The sequence below is a fragment of the Rhodococcus sp. H-CA8f genome (genome assembly GCF_002501585.1).
GTDB lineage: Bacteria > Actinomycetota > Actinomycetes > Mycobacteriales > Mycobacteriaceae > Rhodococcus_F > Rhodococcus_F erythropolis.
On the sequence record NZ_CP023720.1, the window covers coordinates 4,117,338 to 4,137,022 of the forward strand.

19 protein-coding genes and 1 riboswitch are annotated in these 19,685 nt (G+C 63.2%); of the genes, 10 read left to right on the forward strand and 9 right to left on the reverse strand.

Going from position 1 to position 19,685, the window contains the following annotated elements; translation table 11 throughout:
* Nucleotides 1–90 precede the first annotated feature (90 nt).
* Nucleotides 91–231, forward strand: a riboswitch (SAM riboswitch).
* Nucleotides 232–374: 143 nt separating this feature from the next.
* The 4 genes from CPI83_RS19200 (at nt 375) to CPI83_RS19215 (ending at nt 5,356) form a co-directional block, all read left to right on the forward strand.
* Nucleotides 375–1,700 (forward strand): bifunctional o-acetylhomoserine/o-acetylserine sulfhydrylase, encoded by a 1,326-nt coding sequence (locus CPI83_RS19200; RefSeq protein WP_097387576.1) that lies wholly within the window; start codon nt 375–377, stop codon nt 1,698–1,700.
* Complete coding sequence (locus tag CPI83_RS19205; protein WP_097387577.1) at nt 1,697–2,833, forward strand: homoserine O-acetyltransferase; 1,137 nt, start codon at nt 1,697–1,699, stop codon at nt 2,831–2,833. The genes CPI83_RS19200 and CPI83_RS19205 overlap by 4 nt, the downstream gene beginning before the upstream one ends.
* 118 nt (nt 2,834–2,951) lie before the next feature.
* Nucleotides 2,952–4,781, forward strand: coding sequence for a DEAD/DEAH box helicase (locus CPI83_RS19210; RefSeq protein WP_232816773.1), 1,830 nt, complete (start codon nt 2,952–2,954; stop codon nt 4,779–4,781).
* Nucleotides 4,781–5,356 (forward strand): hypothetical protein, encoded by a 576-nt coding sequence (locus CPI83_RS19215; RefSeq protein WP_097387579.1) that lies wholly within the window; start codon nt 4,781–4,783, stop codon nt 5,354–5,356. Before CPI83_RS19210 ends, CPI83_RS19215 begins: the two co-directional genes overlap by 1 nt.
* Nucleotides 5,357–5,361: 5 nt before the next feature.
* Here the strand turns inward: CPI83_RS19215 and CPI83_RS19220 are convergent, their stop codons facing one another.
* Together CPI83_RS19220 and CPI83_RS19225 are read right to left on the reverse strand one after the other, a co-directional pair.
* Nucleotides 5,362–5,646: a DUF3017 domain-containing protein gene (locus CPI83_RS19220; protein WP_003940740.1), complete on the reverse strand. Its 285-nt coding sequence runs from the start codon at nt 5,644–5,646 to the stop codon at nt 5,362–5,364.
* A 5-nt stretch (nt 5,647–5,651) separates the two neighbouring features.
* Nucleotides 5,652–6,509: a bifunctional methylenetetrahydrofolate dehydrogenase/methenyltetrahydrofolate cyclohydrolase gene (locus tag CPI83_RS19225; protein WP_007727401.1), complete on the reverse strand. Its 858-nt coding sequence runs from the start codon at nt 6,507–6,509 to the stop codon at nt 5,652–5,654.
* A 31-nt stretch (nt 6,510–6,540) separates the two neighbouring features.
* Here CPI83_RS19225 and CPI83_RS19230 point away from each other — a divergent pair, with 31 nt between their 5' ends.
* On the forward strand, nt 6,541–7,053 hold the full coding sequence (locus tag CPI83_RS19230) for a GNAT family protein (protein ID WP_069145850.1): 513 nt from the start codon (nt 6,541–6,543) through the stop codon (nt 7,051–7,053).
* 31 nt (nt 7,054–7,084) lie between these two features.
* On the forward strand, nt 7,085–7,360 hold the full coding sequence (locus tag CPI83_RS19235; protein ID WP_020969121.1) for a DUF1905 domain-containing protein: 276 nt from the start codon (nt 7,085–7,087) through the stop codon (nt 7,358–7,360).
* Between the two features lie 6 nt (nt 7,361–7,366).
* On the opposite strand, the gene CPI83_RS19240 is transcribed toward CPI83_RS19235, so the two are convergent.
* Nucleotides 7,367–7,987 carry a pentapeptide repeat-containing protein gene (locus CPI83_RS19240; protein ID WP_003940770.1) on the reverse strand — a complete coding sequence of 207 codons (621 nt, stop codon included), beginning with the start codon at nt 7,985–7,987 and terminating at the stop codon, nt 7,367–7,369.
* A 33-nt stretch (nt 7,988–8,020) separates the two neighbouring features.
* Nucleotides 8,021–8,701: an excalibur calcium-binding domain-containing protein gene (locus tag CPI83_RS19245; RefSeq protein ID WP_021343637.1), complete on the reverse strand. Its 681-nt coding sequence runs from the start codon at nt 8,699–8,701 to the stop codon at nt 8,021–8,023.
* A 136-nt stretch (nt 8,702–8,837) separates the two neighbouring features.
* On the opposite strand from CPI83_RS19245, the gene CPI83_RS19250 reads away from it, so the two are divergent.
* The gene (locus CPI83_RS19250; protein WP_019747649.1) at nt 8,838–9,302 is read left to right on the forward strand and encodes a tRNA (cytidine(34)-2'-O)-methyltransferase; all 465 of its coding nucleotides are present in this window, start codon (nt 8,838–8,840) and stop codon (nt 9,300–9,302) included.
* 6 nt (nt 9,303–9,308) lie between these two features.
* Here the strand turns inward: CPI83_RS19250 and CPI83_RS19255 are convergent, their stop codons facing one another.
* From CPI83_RS19255 to CPI83_RS19265, 3 genes are all read right to left on the reverse strand, one after another.
* Complete coding sequence (locus CPI83_RS19255; RefSeq protein WP_097387580.1) at nt 9,309–13,493, reverse strand: bifunctional nitrate reductase/sulfite reductase flavoprotein subunit alpha; 4,185 nt, start codon at nt 13,491–13,493, stop codon at nt 9,309–9,311.
* Nucleotides 13,494–13,673: 180 nt separating this feature from the next.
* Nucleotides 13,674–14,507 (reverse strand): DUF3626 domain-containing protein, encoded by an 834-nt coding sequence (locus CPI83_RS19260; protein ID WP_069145849.1) that lies wholly within the window; start codon nt 14,505–14,507, stop codon nt 13,674–13,676.
* A gap of 7 nt (nt 14,508–14,514) precedes the next feature.
* The gene (locus CPI83_RS19265) at nt 14,515–15,678 is read right to left on the reverse strand and encodes an NAD(P)/FAD-dependent oxidoreductase (RefSeq protein WP_069145848.1); all 1,164 of its coding nucleotides are present in this window, start codon (nt 15,676–15,678) and stop codon (nt 14,515–14,517) included.
* 75 nt (nt 15,679–15,753) lie between these two features.
* Between CPI83_RS19265 and CPI83_RS19270 the strand changes: the two genes are divergently transcribed.
* Nucleotides 15,754–16,434, forward strand: a complete 681-nt coding sequence (locus CPI83_RS19270; RefSeq protein WP_020906975.1) for a TetR family transcriptional regulator — start codon at nt 15,754–15,756, stop codon at nt 16,432–16,434.
* A 25-nt stretch (nt 16,435–16,459) separates the two neighbouring features.
* Here CPI83_RS19270 and CPI83_RS19275 read toward each other — a convergent pair whose 3' ends face one another.
* Nucleotides 16,460–17,371 carry a LysR family transcriptional regulator gene (locus CPI83_RS19275; RefSeq protein WP_019747644.1) on the reverse strand — a complete coding sequence of 304 codons (912 nt, stop codon included), beginning with the start codon at nt 17,369–17,371 and terminating at the stop codon, nt 16,460–16,462.
* A gap of 90 nt (nt 17,372–17,461) precedes the next feature.
* Between CPI83_RS19275 and CPI83_RS19280 the strand changes: the two genes are divergently transcribed.
* Together CPI83_RS19280 and CPI83_RS19285 are read left to right on the forward strand one after the other, a co-directional pair.
* Complete coding sequence (locus CPI83_RS19280) at nt 17,462–18,547, forward strand: TDT family transporter (protein ID WP_044480105.1); 1,086 nt, start codon at nt 17,462–17,464, stop codon at nt 18,545–18,547.
* 74 nt (nt 18,548–18,621) lie between these two features.
* Nucleotides 18,622–19,263, forward strand: coding sequence for a dihydrofolate reductase family protein (locus CPI83_RS19285; protein ID WP_097387581.1), 642 nt, complete (start codon nt 18,622–18,624; stop codon nt 19,261–19,263).
* Nucleotides 19,264–19,311: 48 nt separating this feature from the next.
* Here the strand turns inward: CPI83_RS19285 and CPI83_RS19290 are convergent, their stop codons facing one another.
* Complete coding sequence (locus tag CPI83_RS19290; RefSeq protein WP_019747641.1) at nt 19,312–19,620, reverse strand: rhodanese-like domain-containing protein; 309 nt, start codon at nt 19,618–19,620, stop codon at nt 19,312–19,314.
* Between the last annotated feature and the right edge of the window lie 65 nt (nt 19,621–19,685).

A 19,685-nucleotide genomic window follows, 5' to 3' on the forward strand; every position in this document is an offset into this window, starting at 1 on the left:
GTGGGCTGCGTCGCTCTGTCTCGCGTGCGGTTGCGGCTCACAATTCGCCCCGCGTCAGGACTGCGCTCACTTCCCGGTAGAATCCGACTTGGTCATGAGTGCCAGCGTCAAGCCCCGGCTCGCTGGACGGCAACCCTCCAACCGCGGTGGGGTGCCCCGGGTGATGACCAGGTTTCCCGACGTGGATCTGCTCACGCAGTTCCACCGCAATTCGGGTGACAAGCGCGGGTCCGACAGGGACGGACCCCAGACCGGGCCGAGCCCCACGGAGGTAACTCAGTATGTGTCGCACTTGTAGATAGACCCCAGCACGGGGCGGCGATCCTTCGCCCCCGTCCGACATCTATCCGTCAGACCACTGGAGTGAACAAATCATGACCGACAACACAGCCGACGGCGCAGCAACTTCTGATCCGACCGCGAACTGGTCGTTCGAGACCAAGCAGGTGCACGCCGGGCAGACAGCGGACACCGCCACCAATGCGCGCGCTCTGCCGATCTACCAGACCACCAGCTACGTTTTCGACAGCACCGATCACGCTGCGGCACTGTTCGGCCTCGCCGAGCCTGGCAACATCTACACGCGGATCATGAATCCCACACAGGACGCCGTCGAGCAGCGCATCGCTGCCCTCGAAGGCGGAGTCGCCGCACTCCTCCTCTCCTCGGGTCAGGCTGCCGAAACCATCGCGATCCTCAACATCGCCGAAGCCGGCGACCACATCGTCTCGAGCCCGTACCTGTACGGCGGCACGTACAACCTCTTGCATTACACCCTTCGCAAGCTGGGCATCGAAGTCACCTTCGTCGAAGATCCCGACGATCTCGATCAGTGGCGCGAAGCCATTCGCCCGAACACGAAGGCGTTCTACGGCGAGACGATCGCCAATCCCAAGAACCACATCCTCGACCTGCCCGGCATCTCGTCGCTGGCCCACGAGAACGGTCTTCCGTTGATCGTGGACAACACTGTCGCGACGCCGTACCTGCTCCGCCCACTCGAACACGGCGCCGACATCGTCGTTCACTCCGCCACCAAATACCTTGGCGGACACGGCACCGCGATCGCCGGCGTCATCGTCGACGGCGGCACCTTCGACTGGACGCAGGGTCGCCACACCAACTTCACGACCCCTGACCCCAGCTACCACGGCGTCACCTTCGCAGACCTCGGCGCGCCGGCATTCGCACTCAAGGCGCGCGTCCAACTGCTGCGCGATCTCGGCTCCGCCGTGGCGCCGTTCAACGCGTTCCTCATCGCGCAGGGCATCGAAACCTTGAGCCTGCGCATCGAGCGCCACGTGTCCAATGCACAGAAGGTCGCCGAATTCCTCGACGGCCACGGAGAGGTGGCCTCCGTTTCCTACGCGGGACTCCCCACCTCGCCATGGTTCGAACGCGGAAAGCAGCTGACGCCCAAGGGAACCGGCGCCATCGTCACCTTCGAGCTGCCCGGAGGTATCGATGCGGGCAAGACGTTCGTCAACGCCCTGACGCTGCACAGCCACGTCGCCAACATCGGTGACGTTCGCTCACTCGTCATCCACCCCGCCTCGACGACACACTCGCAGCTCACCCCCGAAGAGCAGCTCGCCTCCGGTGTCACGCCCGGACTCGTCCGCCTCGCGGTCGGTATCGAAGGAATCGACGACATCCTCGCCGATATCACCGTCGGCCTGGCTGCGGTGGCAAACTCGTGACCGTGAACGAATTGGAGCCCAGGATCGACCTCCTTCCCCCGCCCGACGGCCAGGTGGGGTTCGTCGACATCGGTCCCCTGGAACTCGAGAGCGGCGCGGTACTCCCATCGGTTTCGCTCGCCGTTCAGCGGTGGGGTGAGCTGTCCCCGAACCGCGACAACGTCGTACTCGTCGAGCACGCACTGACCGGAGACTCACACGTCACCGGACCGATCTCCGCAAATCAGCCCTCCCCCGGCTGGTGGAACGGGATGGTTGGGCCGGGCGAACCGATCGACACCGGCGAATGGTGCGTCATCGCAACCAATGTCCTCGGCGGTTGTCGCGGCACGACCGGTCCCAGTTCACTGGCCGACGACGGCAAGCCGTGGGGCAGCAGGTTCCCCGAGATCTCCATCCGGGATCAGATCGCGGCGGAGAAGAAGCTCGTCGATCTCCTCGGGATCGGCCAGTTGGCCTCGGTAGTCGGCGGATCCATGGGCGGCATGCGCACCCTCGAATGGGCAGTTACCTACCCGGACAGCATTCGCTCCGCGTTGGTTCTCGCAACCGGTTCACGAGCCACTGCAGATCAGATCGGCACCCAGACGACGCAGATCGCTGCCATCGTCTCCGATCCGGATTGGCAGGGCGGTGACTACCACGGAACGGGGCGGGTACCTCGCGCCGGACTCGGCATCGCCCGTCGCATCGCGCACCTGACGTACCGCACCGAGTCCGAACTCGATGCGCGCTTCGAGAACTCCGCCCAGAACGACGAAAATCCTTGGAACGGTGGACGATACGCCGTCCAGAGTTACCTGGAACATCAGGCAGACAAGCTGGTCGACCGCTTCGACCCGAGCACGTACGTCCTCCTGACCGAGGCCATGAACCGGCACGACATCGGTCGTGGACGCGGCGGCGTTGCAGCGGCGCTGGCATCGATCACGGCGCCGGTCGTCGTGGGCGGCGTGGACTCGGATCGGCTGTATCCCCTTCGTTTGCAGGAGGAGATCGCGGACGGCATTTCGACGTGCACTGGCCTCGAGATTCTCAAGTCCAGAGACGGCCATGACGGCTTCCTGACGGAGGCGGACGCTGTCGCCGGACTGCTTCGCCGAACGATGGAGTTCGCACGCACGGCCCGCTGATCCCGCACAGAGGCACAATTTCAGGATCCGTCAATGTCGGGAAAACCACAGCTGATCTGCAGGTTTTCCCGACATTTTCATTGGCATACCTGAGCCGGCGCGGCTAGCATCGGCGAACGTGAATCAGCCATGCTCGACGCGCCTGCAGGCTACGTACATTCCCGAGCACATGTCCTTTGCGTTCTGGGGTGATACAGACCCGGCAGCGCGACTGTCGGTGCTGGGGATGCCGACGGGATCGCCGGGCATCTGCCGGCTGGCGATCCCGGCCGACGAGTCGATCACACCGACCGACGTCGCAGCGCAACTGCTCGACCTCGCCACCGCGATCGACGCCATGCACACCCTCGATGCACGTCGCGACGACCTCGGACCGTCGTTGCTCGCATGGAAGCGCGTCATCGACACCGGGGCACATGACATTCCGACTGCAGCGCATGCCGCGATCGAGCGCGACGACACGAAAATCAGAAGCGCCCGGTCCACGGTGCGGTTGTTCACGGAAGCGCGCGCAGCCGTGGAGAGTCTTCGCCGAGCAAAGATTCAGGCGACATTGCGCCCGTATCAAGTGCACGGAGTTGCCTGGCTGACTGCACTGTCGGGTTCGGGCGGTGGAATCCTCGCCGACGAGATGGGTTTGGGCAAGACACTGCAAGCGATTTCGATGATCGCGATCCGCGCCGACGACGGTCCACACCTGGTTGTGTGTCCCACCTCGGTCATCGGAAACTGGCGCCGCGAGATCGAGCGATTCGCTCCGCATCTGCCACTGCACGTTCATCACGGGACCGCTCGCGCACTTCCCACTCGTGTTCCTGCCGGCGCCACGGTGCTGACCAGCTACAGCGTCTTGCGTTCCGACGCAGACCAATTGGCCCCGATCCATTGGAGTTCAGTGGTCTTCGACGAGGCACAGCAGATCAAGAACCCCTCTTCGCTGGCAGCCAAAGCAGCAATGCAGTTGTCGGCCGACGTCAAGGTAGCGATGACCGGCACGCCGGTGGAGAACCGTCTCGAAGAATTGTGGTCACTCTTTCGCGTCGCCAATCCCGAAGTCCTCGGAACTCGCGCACGGTTTCGTCAACGCTTTGCCGTACCGATCGAATCCGGTCGATCGGCCACCGCGGCGACCAGGCTTGCCGCGGTCATCGATCCGTTCATTCTGCGCAGAACCAAAGACACAGTGGCCAAGGATCTTCCGCCCAAGCAATTTTCCACCGTCTCGTGCACTCTGACGTCGGAACAGGCGCGCATCTATCGGTCTGCAGTTGCAGATGCTTTCGACACCGGTTTGGGTACGGGAATTGCCCGGCGCGGCAACATCCTTGCGCTGCTGACCACTCTCAAGCAGGTATGCAATCATCCGGCGCAGGTCACCGGCGATACGGACGACCTCTACGGAAGATCCGGAAAGCTCGACCGCGCAACGGAAATGATTGCCGAGATCGTCGACGACGGCGATCGCGCGCTGATATTCACGCAATACCGGACGATGGGCGAGATGCTCTCACGGCACCTGGGCTCCGAGTTGGGAATCGGCGCAATCCCCTTCCTTCACGGCGGCCTGAACACCGACAAGCGCGACGCGATGGTCGACGCATTCCAGAACGACACGGATTCACCACCGGTTCTGATTCTGAGCTTGCGCGCCGCCGGCTTCGGCCTCAACCTCACGCGAGCAAGTCACGTCGTGCACTACGACCGGTGGTGGAACCCAGCCGTCGAGGACCAAGCAACCGACCGGGCACACCGCATCGGCCAGAAGCGCACCGTCAACGTCCACACCTTGGTGACGGGCGGTACCGTCGAGGATCACATCGCAGCGATGCACGAGTCCAAACGAGCTGTGGCCGATGCTGTTTCCGGGAACGTCGAGGCCGCCCTGGCCGATCTACCCGACACCGAACTGCGTGAACTCCTCGAACTCGACGGCGCGGTGATCATCTGATGGCCAACGAATTCGGTGTCACCGCTTGGGGTCGAGCATGGCTGCGCACGGTGGAGCGGACTGCGGCATCCGGTCCGAACCCGTCCCTGCCGACGGCTCGTACCCTCGCACGCAACGGTTCCGTGGAGTTCACCGTGGTCTCATCGGGGACCGTCGTCGCGGAGGTGAGCACCAAAGCAAAAACCTCGTCGGTGACAATTTCTGTCCCGCTCTGGACCAAATCCGAAATCGCCGCAGTGAAGAGCCTTCTCCGTTCGGCGGGAAAGGCCAACAGATCCGTCTCCACCGGCGAACTGCCGGACAGCATCGTCACCGAACTGCAGGCTCGAAATATCGCAGTAGCCGTTGATCTTTCGGAGTGCACTGCCAGCTGCGACTGCTCAGGTCGACGCTCGCCGTGCGTTCACCATCTCGCCGCGATCTACGCCCTGGCCGGGCGAATCGACGAGGAACCTGCACTTGCGGTGACGCTGCGAAGTACACCGGTCAAGGCTGGAAAGAAGTCGACATCCACAGATTCACCGGAGTGGATCCCCTTGAGTGATATCGACATTCGCTCGTTCTACGGGCACTGATCTTCTCAGTCGGTGCCGAGCGGATCGATGGTCAGGGCGAGCGTCGCGATCAACACACCCATCACACCCATCGCCGCAGTGTCGAAGACCCTTCCGCGCACCGCGAGCAACCCCACACGATTCTCGGGAACGAACCACCGAGCGGCAGCTCCGATGATGACGGCAACACCGAAGACGAGGGCGCCGCGACGCCACCGGTCGGCCAGCACGAGAACCACGGCCGCCGCGATCACGGCGAGGACCGCGAGCATGGGCAGATTCTTCTTCGCGAGGCCGACCAGTGAGGACATCGGACTCAGACTCCGGCCAGAACCCGCTCGGCGCGCTCGACCACGTTGGTGATCAGGAACGCGCGGGTCAGCGGTCCGACACCACCGGGATTGGGTGAGACGAAGCCGGCGACCTCGTTCACGTCGGCTGCCACGTCGCCGCGCAGGCCGTCGTCGGTGCGACTGACGCCGACGTCGAGGACCGCTGCTCCGGGCTTGACCATGTCTGCGGTGATGAGGCCGGGAACGCCGGCGGCAGCGACGATGATGTCGGCGCGGCGAACCTCGGCCGCGAGATCGCGGGTACCGGTGTGGCAGAGCGTGACCGTCGCGTTCTCGCTACGACGCGTCAGCAGCAATCCGATCGGACGACCGACCGTGACGCCGCGTCCGACAACCACCACGTGTGCACCGGCAATCGGGACCTCGTAGCGACGCAGAAGGTGGAGGATTCCACGTGGGGTGCACGGCAGCGGGGCTTCCTTGCCCAACACCAGTCGACCGAGGTTGACCGGATGCAAGCCGTCGGCATCCTTGTCGGGGTCGATACGCTCGAGGGCCGCGTTCTCGTCGAGGTGCTTGGGGAGCGGCAACTGCACGATGTAGCCCGTGCACTCGGGATTGGCATTGAGCTCGTCGATCGTCGCGTTGAGCTGTTCCTGCGTGATGTCGGCAGGCAGATCGCGTCGCAAAGAATTGATACCGACCTTGGCGCAGTCGTTGTGCTTGCCGCGCACGTAAGCCGCGGATCCCGGGTCGTCGCCCACCAGGATGGTGCCCAAGCCGGGTGTGATGCCCTCTGCCTTCAGAGCGCTCACCCGCACCTTCAGGTCTTCGAAGATTTCGTCGCGGGTAGCTTTGCCGTCGAGGATCGTTGCAGTCACGGCGACCATTGTTCCAGGTTAGGGTCGATGAGTGACAACGGCTCCGGAACTACGCGGCCCGAGGGTGCTCCTCTCCCCCGTCGCGCCCGATCATCACGCCCGTCTGCGGGCAATTCACCTGCACCCGGACGTCGTGCAGTGGTGGCAAAATCCCGACGACGACTGGCCTGCAGCGCCGGAGGCCGGCACCACGCGCTACAGCATCTTCTACGGCGACCGCCTGATCGGCTTCATCCAGTGGTACGAGGCGGAGGACAACCCCGACTTCCGCCACGCCGGGCTCGACTTGTTCCTCGATCCCGACTTTCACAGCCAAGGGTTCGGTCGCGAATCGATTCGGGTGCTGTGTGCCCACCTGATCGACGACCTCGCATTCCACCGTCTGGTCATCGACCCGGAAGTCGACAACTCCGTCGCCATCGCTTGCTACCGATCGGTGGGGTTCAAAGACGTCGGGGTGATGCGCGAGTACTCGCGAGATCGCCATGGTGTGTGGAAGGACGGACTGCTGATGGATCTGCTCGCACGGGAATTCATCCGCTGATCACAAGGTACGACCCGAAGGGACAGTCATCATGTTGCTGGACAAGGAATTCACGGCCACCTTGCAGAAGAGTGACGCCAAGGGTGGGTGGACCTACGTGATCTGGCCGGAGTCCGCCGAGTTCTTCGGCACCCGCGGCCTGGTCAAGGTACGCGGGACGATCGACGGACATCCGTTCCAGAGTTCGTTCATGGCGCTGGGAGACGGCAACCACAAGCTGCCGGTCAAAGCCGATCTTCGCAAGGCCATCGGCAAGGAGACCGGCGAGATGGTGACAGTGCGCCTCGAGGAGCGCGTGGAGAGCTAGGCGCCTCTACTTCATGTCTACGACAAGACCGTGCGCCGACGCATAAGCCACCGCCTGCATCAACTCGATCTGCGCGTTTCCGACGGATGCGGACGTCCACAGGCTCGGATCGATCCGCGCGCCGCGCAGATCTGCACCTTCGAGTTTGAGTCCACCCGTACGAGCACCGGACAGATCCGCCGACGCCAGCACCGCGCCCCGCATGTCGGCCCGAACCAGGTTCGCTTCACGGAATCGGCATGAGGTGAAGTCGATCTTCCTCAGGTCCGCCCCACCGAGTGAGGTCAACGAGAAGTCGACTTCGTCGAGCGTCAACGGCCGGATACGGCAACCGTCGAACGTCGACCCGAGCAGACTGCAGTTTCGGAACGTACTGTGCCACAGGCTGGTCCGAGCAAAATTGCAGGAGCGAAACGCCGTTCCCGTGTGCACGGACTCCCCCAGATCGGTGCCGGTGAAATCACAATCCGTGAACACCACCGACTCCGTCGTGAGTCCGGTGAGGTCGGCATCTCGGAAATTGCAATTGGTGAAAGTGCGCTGACGCCACTTCTGCCCGGCCAGCCGCGCGTCTGAATAGTCTTCGCCGACGACGTCGTCGGATTCTTCGGGGAGCATGCCGTCCATACTGCCCCGCCGCACCGACACCGCTTCGATCGCCTAGGTCTCGCAGGCCACGCCGTCACCGTCACGATCAAGCTTGGACGAATAGCCGGGATCGCCGCGGTAGATCGGGGCAGCACCAGCCGCTCGCACCGCTGAGCAGTTGGCGTAATACACCCCTGCATCAGGCACCTTTGCCGGCGGCGGAACGTACGCGGGTTCCGTTGTCTTCGGCGGCGTGTACGCCGGCGCGGGCGGAACGTACGGCGTAGTCGTGATCTCCGGCACCTGCGGAACCAGCGGCACGATTGCCACGGTTGTCGTCGTTGGTGGCGGCACGATCGTTGTCGTCGTCGGCAAGAGGGACGACGTCGTGGTCTTCGTCGTCGACGGGACCGTGCTTTTGGTTGTCGTCGCCGCCGCTGTCGTAGAAGAGGCCACAGCAGGCGTCGTTGATTCTTCCGACTTGCCCGCGCCCGTCGCCGCGGCGATGGCAACCAGCCCCACGACTGCTGCGCCGGCGATCCACGGCCACTTACGCCGCGTCTTGCCTTCCTCGGCGTTTGCGTCCGGCACCGGCGATCCGGGAGCACCGAAGACCTGGGTGGGAGTGCCGAAGGCTTGAGTGGGTGCGTCGACGCCCTTGGGCCGTGTCTGTGCAGTCCACTGCTGACCGTCCCAGTAACGGTCGATCGTGGGGTCGAAGGGGTCGGGGTTCCAACCGGCGGGAGGGTTCATCAAAATGTCCGTTCTGCGAAGAGTGCCGGAAATAGATTCGCACGGACTGGCCGGTTTGTTACCAATTCGCCCACACTTCCCGACCGGTCTTCTCACGGACGCGGGCACCGATACGACGCCCGGTACAGTTCCTCGAGTGTTCCGAGTGATGTTCCACGAGCCCCGCATCCCACCCAACACCGGAAACGCGATCCGCATGGTCGCGGGCACCGGTTGCGAACTCCACCTGGTCGGGCCTCTCGGGTTCGACTTGTCGGAGCCGAAACTCAAGCGCGCAGGCTTGGATTACCACGATCTGGCGACTGTCACGGTCCACGAGAACCTTGCTGCGGCGTGGGAAGCCGTCACGCCCGCGCGCGTGTTCGCCTTCACCGCGCACGCGACCACGTCCTATGCCGATATCGCCTACCAACCCGGCGACGTCCTGCTGTTCGGGCCCGAGCCCACCGGACTGTCCGAAGAGGTATTGGCGGACGAACACATCACCGAGCGCCTGCGTATCCCGATGCTTCCCGGACGCCGGTCCCTCAACCTGTCCAACGCTGCCGCCCTCGTGACGTACGAGGCGTGGCGTCAGCACGGGTTCAAGGGCGCCGTCTGATCGACGTCAGTAGACGTCTCGGACGTACCGCTTCTCGGCCGAGAGAGCCTTCACGTACGCCTCCGCACTACGAGGTGCCAGTTTTCCGTGTTGAGCGACCACCCCGTTGAGGGCACTGTCGACGTCCTTGGCCATCCGGTTGGCATCGCCGCAGACGTAGAAGTGGGCGCCCTTCTGCAACCACTCCCACAGCAGCGCACCGCGCTCACGCATCCGGTCCTGTACGTAGACCTTGTCGGCTTGATCCCGGGAAAATGCGAGGTCGAGTTCGGTGAGGAATCCGTCTTTCCGCAATTCTTCGATTTCTTCGCGGTAGTAGAAGTCGGTCGCGGCGTGCTGCTCCCCGAAGAACAGCCAGTTCGGGCCCGTGTGCCCCAATGCCCGACGCTCATGCAGGAAGGCACGGAACGGCGCGATGCCGGTTCCCGGACCGACCATGATCATCGGGGTTTCGGGATCGGACGGTGGCCGGAAATGGGTCGACTTCTGCACGAAGATGCCGATGTCATCATCGTGGGCGTGGTCTGCGAGGTAGGTCGAGCACACCCCACGCCGTGGGACACCCGCGACGTTGTAGCGCACCGCGGACACCGTCAGCTGCACTTCGCGTGGGTTCTCCTTCGGACTGGAAGATATCGAATACAGCCGCGGCTGAAGCGGTTTGAGGAGGGAGAGCCATTCGTCCGTCGAGGCACGAACGGGTGACTGCGCAAGTACGTCGACGGACTGTCGTCCCCACGACCAGTCTTTGAGCGTGGAGATGTTCTCCGGCTTCATCAACTCGGCGAGGTCCGCGTCGCGAGTTCGTTGATGCACGAACCGAATCATCTCGCTCGAGATTCGAGTGATCTCCAGGCGTTCGGTGAGCGCGGCACGCAGGGTCATATCGCCGTACTGCCCCAGTTCGACGACCTCCTCGCCGTCGAGGCCGGTGAGGGTGAGCCACTCGTCGACAAACGGAGAGCTGTTTCGGGGCCAGACTCCGAGAGCGTCGCCGGCTTCGTAACGGACCGTGTCGTCCGGAAGGTGAAAGCCCAACTGCCGCACGTCTTTGGAAGAGCCTGGCCGGTTGAGCACGACATTGCGCGTCAAGGCTGTGGTCAGCGGCGCCTTCTTGTTGTACTGCAGCGGCGCCGACATCGCCGGTGAAATCGGCGTGGCCGCAACGGTTGTCCCAGAATTCTTCTTTGCAACGACGACGTCGGCCGTCTCACCAGCCGCCGAGCGCTGAAGTTCAGCCGTGACAGAGTCCAGCCAACCAGCAGCGGTGTCCTCGAAATCGGGCTCGCAGTCGGCGCGATCGACGATACGACTGGCCCCCAGTTCAGCAAGGCGGGCGTCAAGCTTTCGTCCATGCCCACAGAAGTCGTCATAGTTCGAGTCACCGAAAGCGATGACTGCATACCGTGTCTCGGCCATGCGGGGCGCCGTGTCAGCAGCCAACGCATCCCAGAAACCGCTGCCGTTGTCCGGGGATTCGCCGTCACCGGAGGTACTGGTGATCAACAGCACCTCTCGGGTGGCCGCCAGGTCGGCGGCCGGGAACTCGTCCATTGCATGCATCACCACGGGCAAGCCAACTTCTCCAAGGCGAGCAGCGCAGGCGGCGGCAAATTCTTCCGCGTTTCCGGTCTGCGATGCCCAGAGCACCACGATCGGCGCGCGTTCTGTCGCAATGCCCGGAGCCGAGGACAACGCGGGCCCGTCGGTGTCAGGGAGCGAGGTTCGCGAGTACAGGCCGGCCAATACCCCGTCGACCCACATCCGCTTTTCGGCATCGAACGGCGCCGTCGACGGCAACGTCGGGACCCCGGCAGTGCGATCGGCGTCCGCACGCAACGCGGCGAGAAGACCGGCCAGGTAGCTCTGCTGGAGCGCATCGAATACCACTGCAGGTGTTCCTGTTTGACCGATGACATCCGCGAGGACATCGGTTCGCGACAAAGCCCGATCAGCTGGCGCGGAAGCCACCAGCGGCGCCTCGGCGAGCACTGTTTCAGGTGTGTTCACGGCGACCTTCGTCATAGTGACAGCACAGGCTTTGAACTCCGGTTGCTGCGAGGCTGGATCGATGGCGTCGTTGGTGACAGCGTTGATGGACAGATATTCGCCGAAGGCGTCGTTCCAGTGAAATGGGGCAAAGCAGTTCCCCGGACGCACTCGGTCGGTGATGACGGCCGGTAGCACAGCGCGACCGCGGCGTGAGGCAACCTCGATCGCATCCTGGTCGACGACGCCGAGCCTGGCGGCGTCGTCGGGATGGATCTCGACGAAGGGACCTGGGTTGAGTTTGTTCAGCTTGGCGACCTTGCCTGTCTTGGTCATGGTGTGCCACTGGTGCGCGAGACGACCGGTGTTGAGCAGGAATGGATAGTCGTCGTCGGGCATTTCGGCGGGAAGCATGTGCGGCCGTGCGAAGAACATCGCACGGCCAGTGGCGGTGGGAAATGCGAGCCGCGGAGTGCTGCCGTCCTCGCGGATCAGGAGCCTTTGACTGACACCGTCATTGACGTATCGGATGGGATGACGGTCCTGATCACTGTCTGGCGGGCACGGCCACTGGATTGATGTCTTGCGGAGGCGCTCGTAGGTGACGCCGCGTAAGTCGTAGCCGGTCTTCGGATTCCAGAACTGCTTGATCTCTTCGAACACCTCTTCGGCACAGGTGTAGGTGAACGCCTCGACATACCCCATCTCGCAGGCGATCCGGGCGATGATCTGCCAATCAGGCAGCGCCTGCCCGACCGGATCCAGTGCCTGCTGAAAGAGCGTCAGGTTGCGTTCGGAATTGATCATCACTCCGTCGGACTCTGTCCACAGTGAGGCGGGCAGCAGAACATCGGCGTATTCGTTGGTCTCGGTGCCCAGGAACGCATCCTGGGTGATGACGAGGTCAGCCTTCTCCAAGCCGTCGATAACGGTCTTTCGGTTGGCTACCGTTGCAACGGGATTGGTGCAGATGATCCAGCATGCCTTGATGTCACCCGCCGCCATGCGGGAGAACATGTCGATGGTGCCACCGCCGATGTCGGTGCGCAGCGAGCCTTGCGGGATCCCCCACCTCTCCTCTACGAATTCGCGATCGGCGTCGACCATCACTGCACGCTGGCCGGGCAAACCTGGACCCATGTAGCCCATTTCACGCCCACCCATGGCGTTCGGCTGCCCGGTCAGCGAGAACGGACCGCTGCCGGGCTTGCAGATCGCACCGGTCGCAAGGTGAAGGTTGCAGATGGCGTTGGTGTTCCACGTGCCGTGGGTGCTCTGGTTCAAACCCATTGTCCAACAGCTCATCCAGTTTGCAGCCTCACCGATCCACTGCGCTGCAGTGCGGATGTCGGCTTCGGGGATACCGGTGATCTCACTGACCTTCTCCGGGGTGTACTCCGCGAGGAAACTGGGCATCACCTCCCAGCCTTCGGTGAAGTCGGCGATGAAGTCAGGGTCGGTGTGGCCGTTCACGACGAGCAGGTGGAGTAGTCCGTTGAGTAGCGCGAGATCGGTGCCGGGAGCGATCTGCAGGAACAAGTTCGCCTTGTCGGCGGTGGCACTGCGTCGAGGGTCGACGACGATCAACTTCGCGCCTGCCTTGATCCGCTCCTGCATCCGCAGAAAGAGGATCGGATGGCAGTCCGCCATGTTCGCGCCGGTCACGAAGAACACGTCGGCGTGTTCGAAGTCCTGATAGGAACCGGGCGGTCCGTCGGCCCCGAGAGACTGTTTGTAGCCGGTGCCGGCACTCGCCATGCACAACCGGGAATTCGATTCGATCTGATTGGTCCCGATGAATCCCTTGGCCAGCTTGTTCGACAAGTACTGGGCTTCGAGAGACATCTGCCCGGACACGTACAACGCAAATGCGTCGGGGCCGTGCTCGTCGATGATTGCCCGTAGACGCTGGGCGGTGTCAGTGATGACGGCGTCCATGTCCGCGGCTTCGATCGCATCCCCTCGGCGCGGACGGCGATATGCAGAGTCCATTCGCCCTGGACCTGCGAGCATGTCTGCGGTCGTGGCCCCTTTGGTGCACAGACGCCCGAAGTTGGTGGGATGTGTCTTCAGACCGGAAGACTTCGCAGCCTTCCGGCGTCCCGTCTCCGGATCGGTGATGATGTCGAGGACAAGACCACAGCCGACCCCGCAGTACGCGCAGAGTGTGTCGACACTGGTGGTGGTGAGTTGAGCGCCCATCGATTCATGCATCCCTTCGACCGAGGATCAAGGTCGACTTCTATCTTCGGATGCAGTTGTTTCGGGAGTTCATGCTCGATGTTGCGTATCAATCACTCTTTCCTCACCGCGCCCTTCGGACCGATGTGCGGTCCCGGAACCGGCGGTCGTCGACGGGCAGCGATACGCGAATGCCCAGTTCTACGCCCTGCCGCCGAATCGAGCAATGTAGTGCCAGACCCTTTTGACGTCCTGCGGATCGAAGGACGCGCTCCGTGCGAGCCCCAGTACGGCAGGCGTCAGTCGCCTGCCGCGGGCAATTTCTCGGGCAAGGTCGACGACGGTCGCTCCCCGGTATTCGGGATGTTCGGCTATCGCTTCGACATCGACCGCGTAACCGTCGTGCCACAGGACCGGGCACGTGAGTGAGTGGGCGATCTCTTCGATCCGTGTGCCGCGGTAACTCGGGTCCAGGACGAGTGCCTCGACGTCCGTTCCGATGTCGACGACGCCGTGGACGTGCGCCTCGATGTAGTGGTCGAGCGGATCGTCGAACTCGGCGACTCTGGCGGCGCCGACCAAGCTCATCGCTTCGGCCGTTCCGAAGAGATCAGGCTCGAAGACGCTGTCCGGAAAGCAGAAGGTGGTGCGGTCGAGTGTGTGCTCGGCAAGCCGGAAGTAGGACGAGCCGAACCGAGGGGATGCCCCGTACGGATCGGCGGAGAAGTTCAACGATCCGTACTTCGGCCGTTCCGACGGCTCTCGCTCGTCGTAAGCCCCGCCGAATATCCGACTCTCCCAACGCCAACGGTCGCCGCCGTGATGCGCCGTCAGTCCGCCGTTGCTGGTACGAGTCTCGAACTGGGTCACGTAGGTGCCTCGACGTGCGATCGAGGCCAGTGTCAGACCACGTTCAGACGGGAGGTCCGGATGAAAGTGCAACGTCACCCGGTGATTTCGATCCACCTGGTCGCCCTTCGAGAGACCGCGCACGTGCGCAATCGCGGCAGACGAGGGAGTGGAATCAACAGGCATTCGTCCATTATCCGGATACGGAAGCAGCGCCGGTGAAGAAGTCGACCAGTGAATACGGTGCGCCTTCACCGAGGCAGAGATCAAGGATCACGTGCGAGTCAGCGGCCTCGGATGCACTGCGCACGAACATCGCTTCCTCGTAGCCGCTCAGTGCCGCTTCGATGTCGTCCGGGTGCGCGGCGATCGCCCTTCCCAGTTCGGCGCCGTCGAACATGGCCAAGTTCGCACCCTCACCGGACGGAGCCATCAGATGTGCCGCGTCACCGAGGAGCGTGACCCCAGGCACGCGATCCCATCGGTGCTCGTCGGGAAGTGCATGGATCGCGCGCGGAATCGGAGCGGTTTCGCCGTCTGTGATCAGCGCAGTGAGTTCCGTTGCCCAACCGTCGAACTCGGCCGCGACCCGCGCTGTCGCAGCAGCGCCGTCGGTGAAATCGATACCGGCAAACCACTCCGCCGTACGGTTCAACTGGACGTAGGTGTGCACGATATCTCCCGCCTCTCGATGCGCGGCGATCGCTTTTCCTGGTGCGGGCGCGTACATCGCCCCGTCACCGACTGCCTCGGCTGCAGCCGAATGCTTCTCGTCGACGTCGTACAGATACGTCTCGACGAACGTCGTGCCGACGTATTCGGGCTTCGCATCGGAGAGCAACGGGCGGATCTTCGACCAGGCACCGTCGGCGCCGACGAGGAGGTCGGTAGTCACCGTCGAACCGTCGGCAAAGGTCAGTTCGTGTCGGCCGTCAGCGCGCTCGTCGGCGGTGTTCCGTGAGCCGAGCGAGCGGACACTGTCGACCTTGCGTCCCCATTCGATCATGCCGTCCGGAAGGGATTCGAGCAGGATCCGTCGGAGGTCTCCGCGCAGCACTTCAGGACGGACTCCCGTGCCGTCATCGGGTTCGTCGAGGAGTACAGCGGCGTGTTGATCGAGTACGCGCGACGCGGCACCGCCCTCGTGGATGATCGCGCGGAACTCGTCGATGAGGCCGGCAGCATCGAGCGCCGCCTGACCGTTGTGTTCATGGATGTCGAGTTGGCCGCCCTGCGTGCGAGCTTCTGCCGACGGTTCCGCCTCGTAGATCTTCGACGGAATTCCGTGAACGTGGAGGACGCGCGCGAGGGTCAGACCGCCGAGGCCCGCCCCGATGATCGTTATCGAGTTGCTCATGTTTGTTTCCTTTCAGCCTTCTATTGGAACGTCGTTCCAGTGACCATCTTGGAACGGCGTTCCAGATATGTCAAGATGGTGCGCATGGCGACCAGGAATCAGCGGACCGAACGACGTACGGACGCGCTCTCGAAGGAGCGAATCGTCGAGGCTGCGATCGAGATCCTCGACGACGAGGGCGAAGCTGCGCTGACATTTCGCGCACTCTCCGCACGCCTGGCAACAGGTAGCGGGGCGATTTACTGGCACGTCGCCAACAAGAGCGAACTGCTCGCCGCGGCGACCGACGACGTCATCGCCCGCGTGACCACCGAAGGAACCGAAAGCGCAACCCCACGGGAGGCGATCCGGATCATCACTCTCGGTGTGTTCGACGCGATCGACGCGCACCCGTGGGTCGGCACCCAACTCTCTCGCGAGCCGTGGCAATCAGCGGTGATGCAGATCTTCGAGAGTCTGGGAGGGCAACTCCAAGCACTCGGCGTTCCCCAACCGGCACAGTTCGATTGCGCGTCCGCACTCCTGAACTACGTGCTCGGCCTCGCCGGACAGTATGCCGCGGGCGCCCGCCTCCTCCCCCGCGAGACAGATCGGTCCGCCTTCCTCGCCACCGTCGCGCAGCGGTGGGAAGAACTCGATTCCGCGAAGTACCCGTTCCTCAATCAGGTGACGGCGCAATTGCGCGACCACGACGACCGAGAACAGTTTCTGGCAGGCATCGATCTCATCCTCGCGGGGATCGACACCGTCCGATAGCAGCCGTTCCCGTCAGCCGCAGCCGTCAACGCGAGTGAACAGCGGTGTTGGAGCCGAGCGCTATGTCGAGGAAATCTCTTGCCGCACCGCGCAATCCGCGATCGGGATCCCAGACGGCTTGGAGTCGCCTCGGCATCCGCAAGCCGTCGACGTTGACCGCGACCAGTCGGCCGTCCGTCAGGTCGGCAGCAACGGCCAACGACGACAGAACGGCGGGCGCGTTGCCTGCCACCACCGCAGCCTTGACTGCGGTGCACGAGGTGAGCTCGAGCAAAGGCGGCACACAATCGGGAACAGCATTCTCGAGCGTCAGACGCGTCCCTGACCCTGACTCGCGCTGAATCAGCGGCGTGCGTGCGAGGTCCGCAACCGGAACAGGCACACCATTGGCCCAGTCGTGTCCCGGCGGCACAACCACGACGAGGTGATCACGCGCCACCTCGCACGACGCGAGCGCCGACGGCACATCCGGACCTTCGACGAATCCGATATCGGCCTGGCCTGCCTGCACTTGAGCAGAGACATCCGAGGAATTGTGCAAGCTCACCGACGCCACGACGTTGGGGAACTTGTGCCGCATCGCGACCGTCCATCCGGGAACCAGATACTCGGCGATGGTCATGCTGGCGGCAACTGTGACGGCAGCGTCGCGTTCACCGCGAAGTGCGGCAACTCCCGATGCCATTTCCTCGGCACTGACGAGGATGTGACTTGCCCACTCGAGAATCAGACCGCCCTCGGCGGTGGGACGAACACCGGTCGCCGCTCGATCGAAAACCTTGATTCCGAGCTGCCGTTCGACCGAACGCACCCGGGCGCTGACCGCTTGCTGACTGAGTCCGTGCTCCCGGCCGGCAGCGCCCATGCTGCCTAGACGCCCTACGGAAAGCAGGACGTCGAGGGCACTGAGTTCCGGCACCCGAGGAGACAACGACATAGACCAAGATTAGACCCACAAGGCGAGATTGTGGGCATTCAAGGACAACCGGCCTACCGGTACGAACCGGATGAGACGACAGTGAAATACATGACCACCACAACGAGTCCCACCTTCGCCCACATCACCCCGAACTGGTTCGCGGCAGCGATGGGAACGGGAATCGTCTCGGTGGCCGCAGCTTCGCTCGAACCGGAGATCGAAGGCTTGAAGCTGGTCTCGGAAATCTTCTGGGTTCTGGCGGTTCTCGTACTGTGCGCCTTGATCGGCGCATTTGCCACCCATTGGTCACAACATCGATGTCAGGCCCTCGCCTACCTGCACAGTCCCGCGATGTTCCCGTTCTACGGAGCCGTCGCCATGGCCCTGCTGACCGTGGGATCGGCAACCGGCATCACCGGGCCGGACTTCCTCGGCCACGACGTGGCGATCACCGTCTCGCTGACTCTGTGGATACTCGGCACGGCACTCGGCCTGGTCACCTACGTCGTGATGATGATTCGTCTCGTTCGAGATGCTGGGATGGCGACGGCAATGCCGTTCTGGCTGATGCCCGTCGTACCACCGATGGTCTCGGCCACCACCGGCGCAGCGGTCAGCACCCACATGCCCGAAGGCGCTCCGCGCATCGCGGTACTGATCTTCTGCTACATCCTGTTCGCTCTGGCACTGACCGCCGCTATCGGCATTCTGATAGCCGTCGCGAGGCAGTTCGCACGCAACCGCTCGGCCGGCGTCGACGTGATCCCGTTCAATGCCATTCCCTCGCTGTGGATTCCGTTGGGCGTGATCGGACAGTCGATCGCAGCATCCAACCTGTTGGCCGCCGCCTCACGGCATGCACTCAGTACCGAGCACGCCGACACCCTGCACGAATTCGGAATCGCATACGGAACCGTCGTCGGAATCATCGGCGTCATCGCATTTGTCACCGTCACCACCGTGACCATCCACGCACTGCGCCGCGGCTTGGACTTCTCGCTCGGTTGGTGGAGCTTCACCTTCCCCATCGGAGCATGTGCAGTCGGAGCGAATGCCTTCGGAGTCGCCACCGGTTCGACACTGATTCTGGGAATCGCACTTGCCCTGCTGACCGTGCTGATCCCCATCTGGGCAACCGTCGCGGTGCGTACCGTCCGATCGATCCGCAGTGGAGCTCTCCCGGCGGCTGCATGAATTCGCACCGATGAGTTTTGCCTCGCCGTACGGTCTGTACTCACGTAGACCATTGTCGAGAGCGGGAGTACACGGTGAGTCAGTTATTACGAGTACAGAATTTCAGCGTTTCCAGTGACGGAATAGCCTGCGGTCCGGACCAAAGCTTCGAGAGCCCGTTCGGCCTGGACCACGGTGAAATGTTTGCGTGGGCGGGAGCTACAGCGAGCTGGCCCAATCGCACCGATCCCGGCGGCAGCCGAGGCATCGACGACTATTTCACGCGGGACTTCTCCAACAACATCGGTGCCGAAATCATGGGCCGCAACAAATTCGCACCCTACCGCGGCCCTTGGGAGAATCTCGAGTGGCAGGGGTGGTGGGGCGACGAGCCACCGTTCCACACCCCGGTTTTTGTCTTGACCCACCACGTGCGGCCGTCGTTCACGCTATCGGACACGACATTCCACTTCGTCGACGCTGACCCGGCGACGGCCCTCGAGCAGGCACGTGAGGCCGCGCAGGGCAAGGACGTTCGACTCGGCGGCGGGGTCAGCACTATCCGTGAATTCCTCAACGCCGATCTGGTCGACACGATGCACATCGCTGTCTGCCCGATCGAATTCGGATCCGGTCTACGCCTGTGGGAGACACCTGATGAGTTGCGCGACCGCTTCAACCTCGAAATCGTGCCGAGCCCGAGCGGCGTGACGCATCACCTGTTCTGGCGAAAGTGACCGGTGGGGGCGGCTCCCGAAACGGGAACTGCCCCCATCAGTTGTGTCTTAGGCTCCGGTCTCGACCTGGCGCCCCGACTGGTACCACGCCATTGTTCCACCGGCCACCGAAACGGCATTGATGCCACGGGCCTGCAGATACTCCGCGGCCTGCAGGCTACGGCCACCGACGGCGCAGATGATGTACACCGTTTCCGCGTCCGGAATTTCACCGACGCGAGAGACGAATTCGCTGAGCGGAATGAGCGCCGCACCGGGAACTCGGACCTGAGCGAACTCGTCGGGCTCACGGACGTCGATCAGCGGCTCACCTGCCGCCAATGCCGTGTCCAGTGCATTCAAGTCGACTTCCAACATGTCTTCTGCGTCCTGCCTTCGTGTTCGCTGCTGTCCGAATAGACGGTACCGCGTGATTTCGTGTG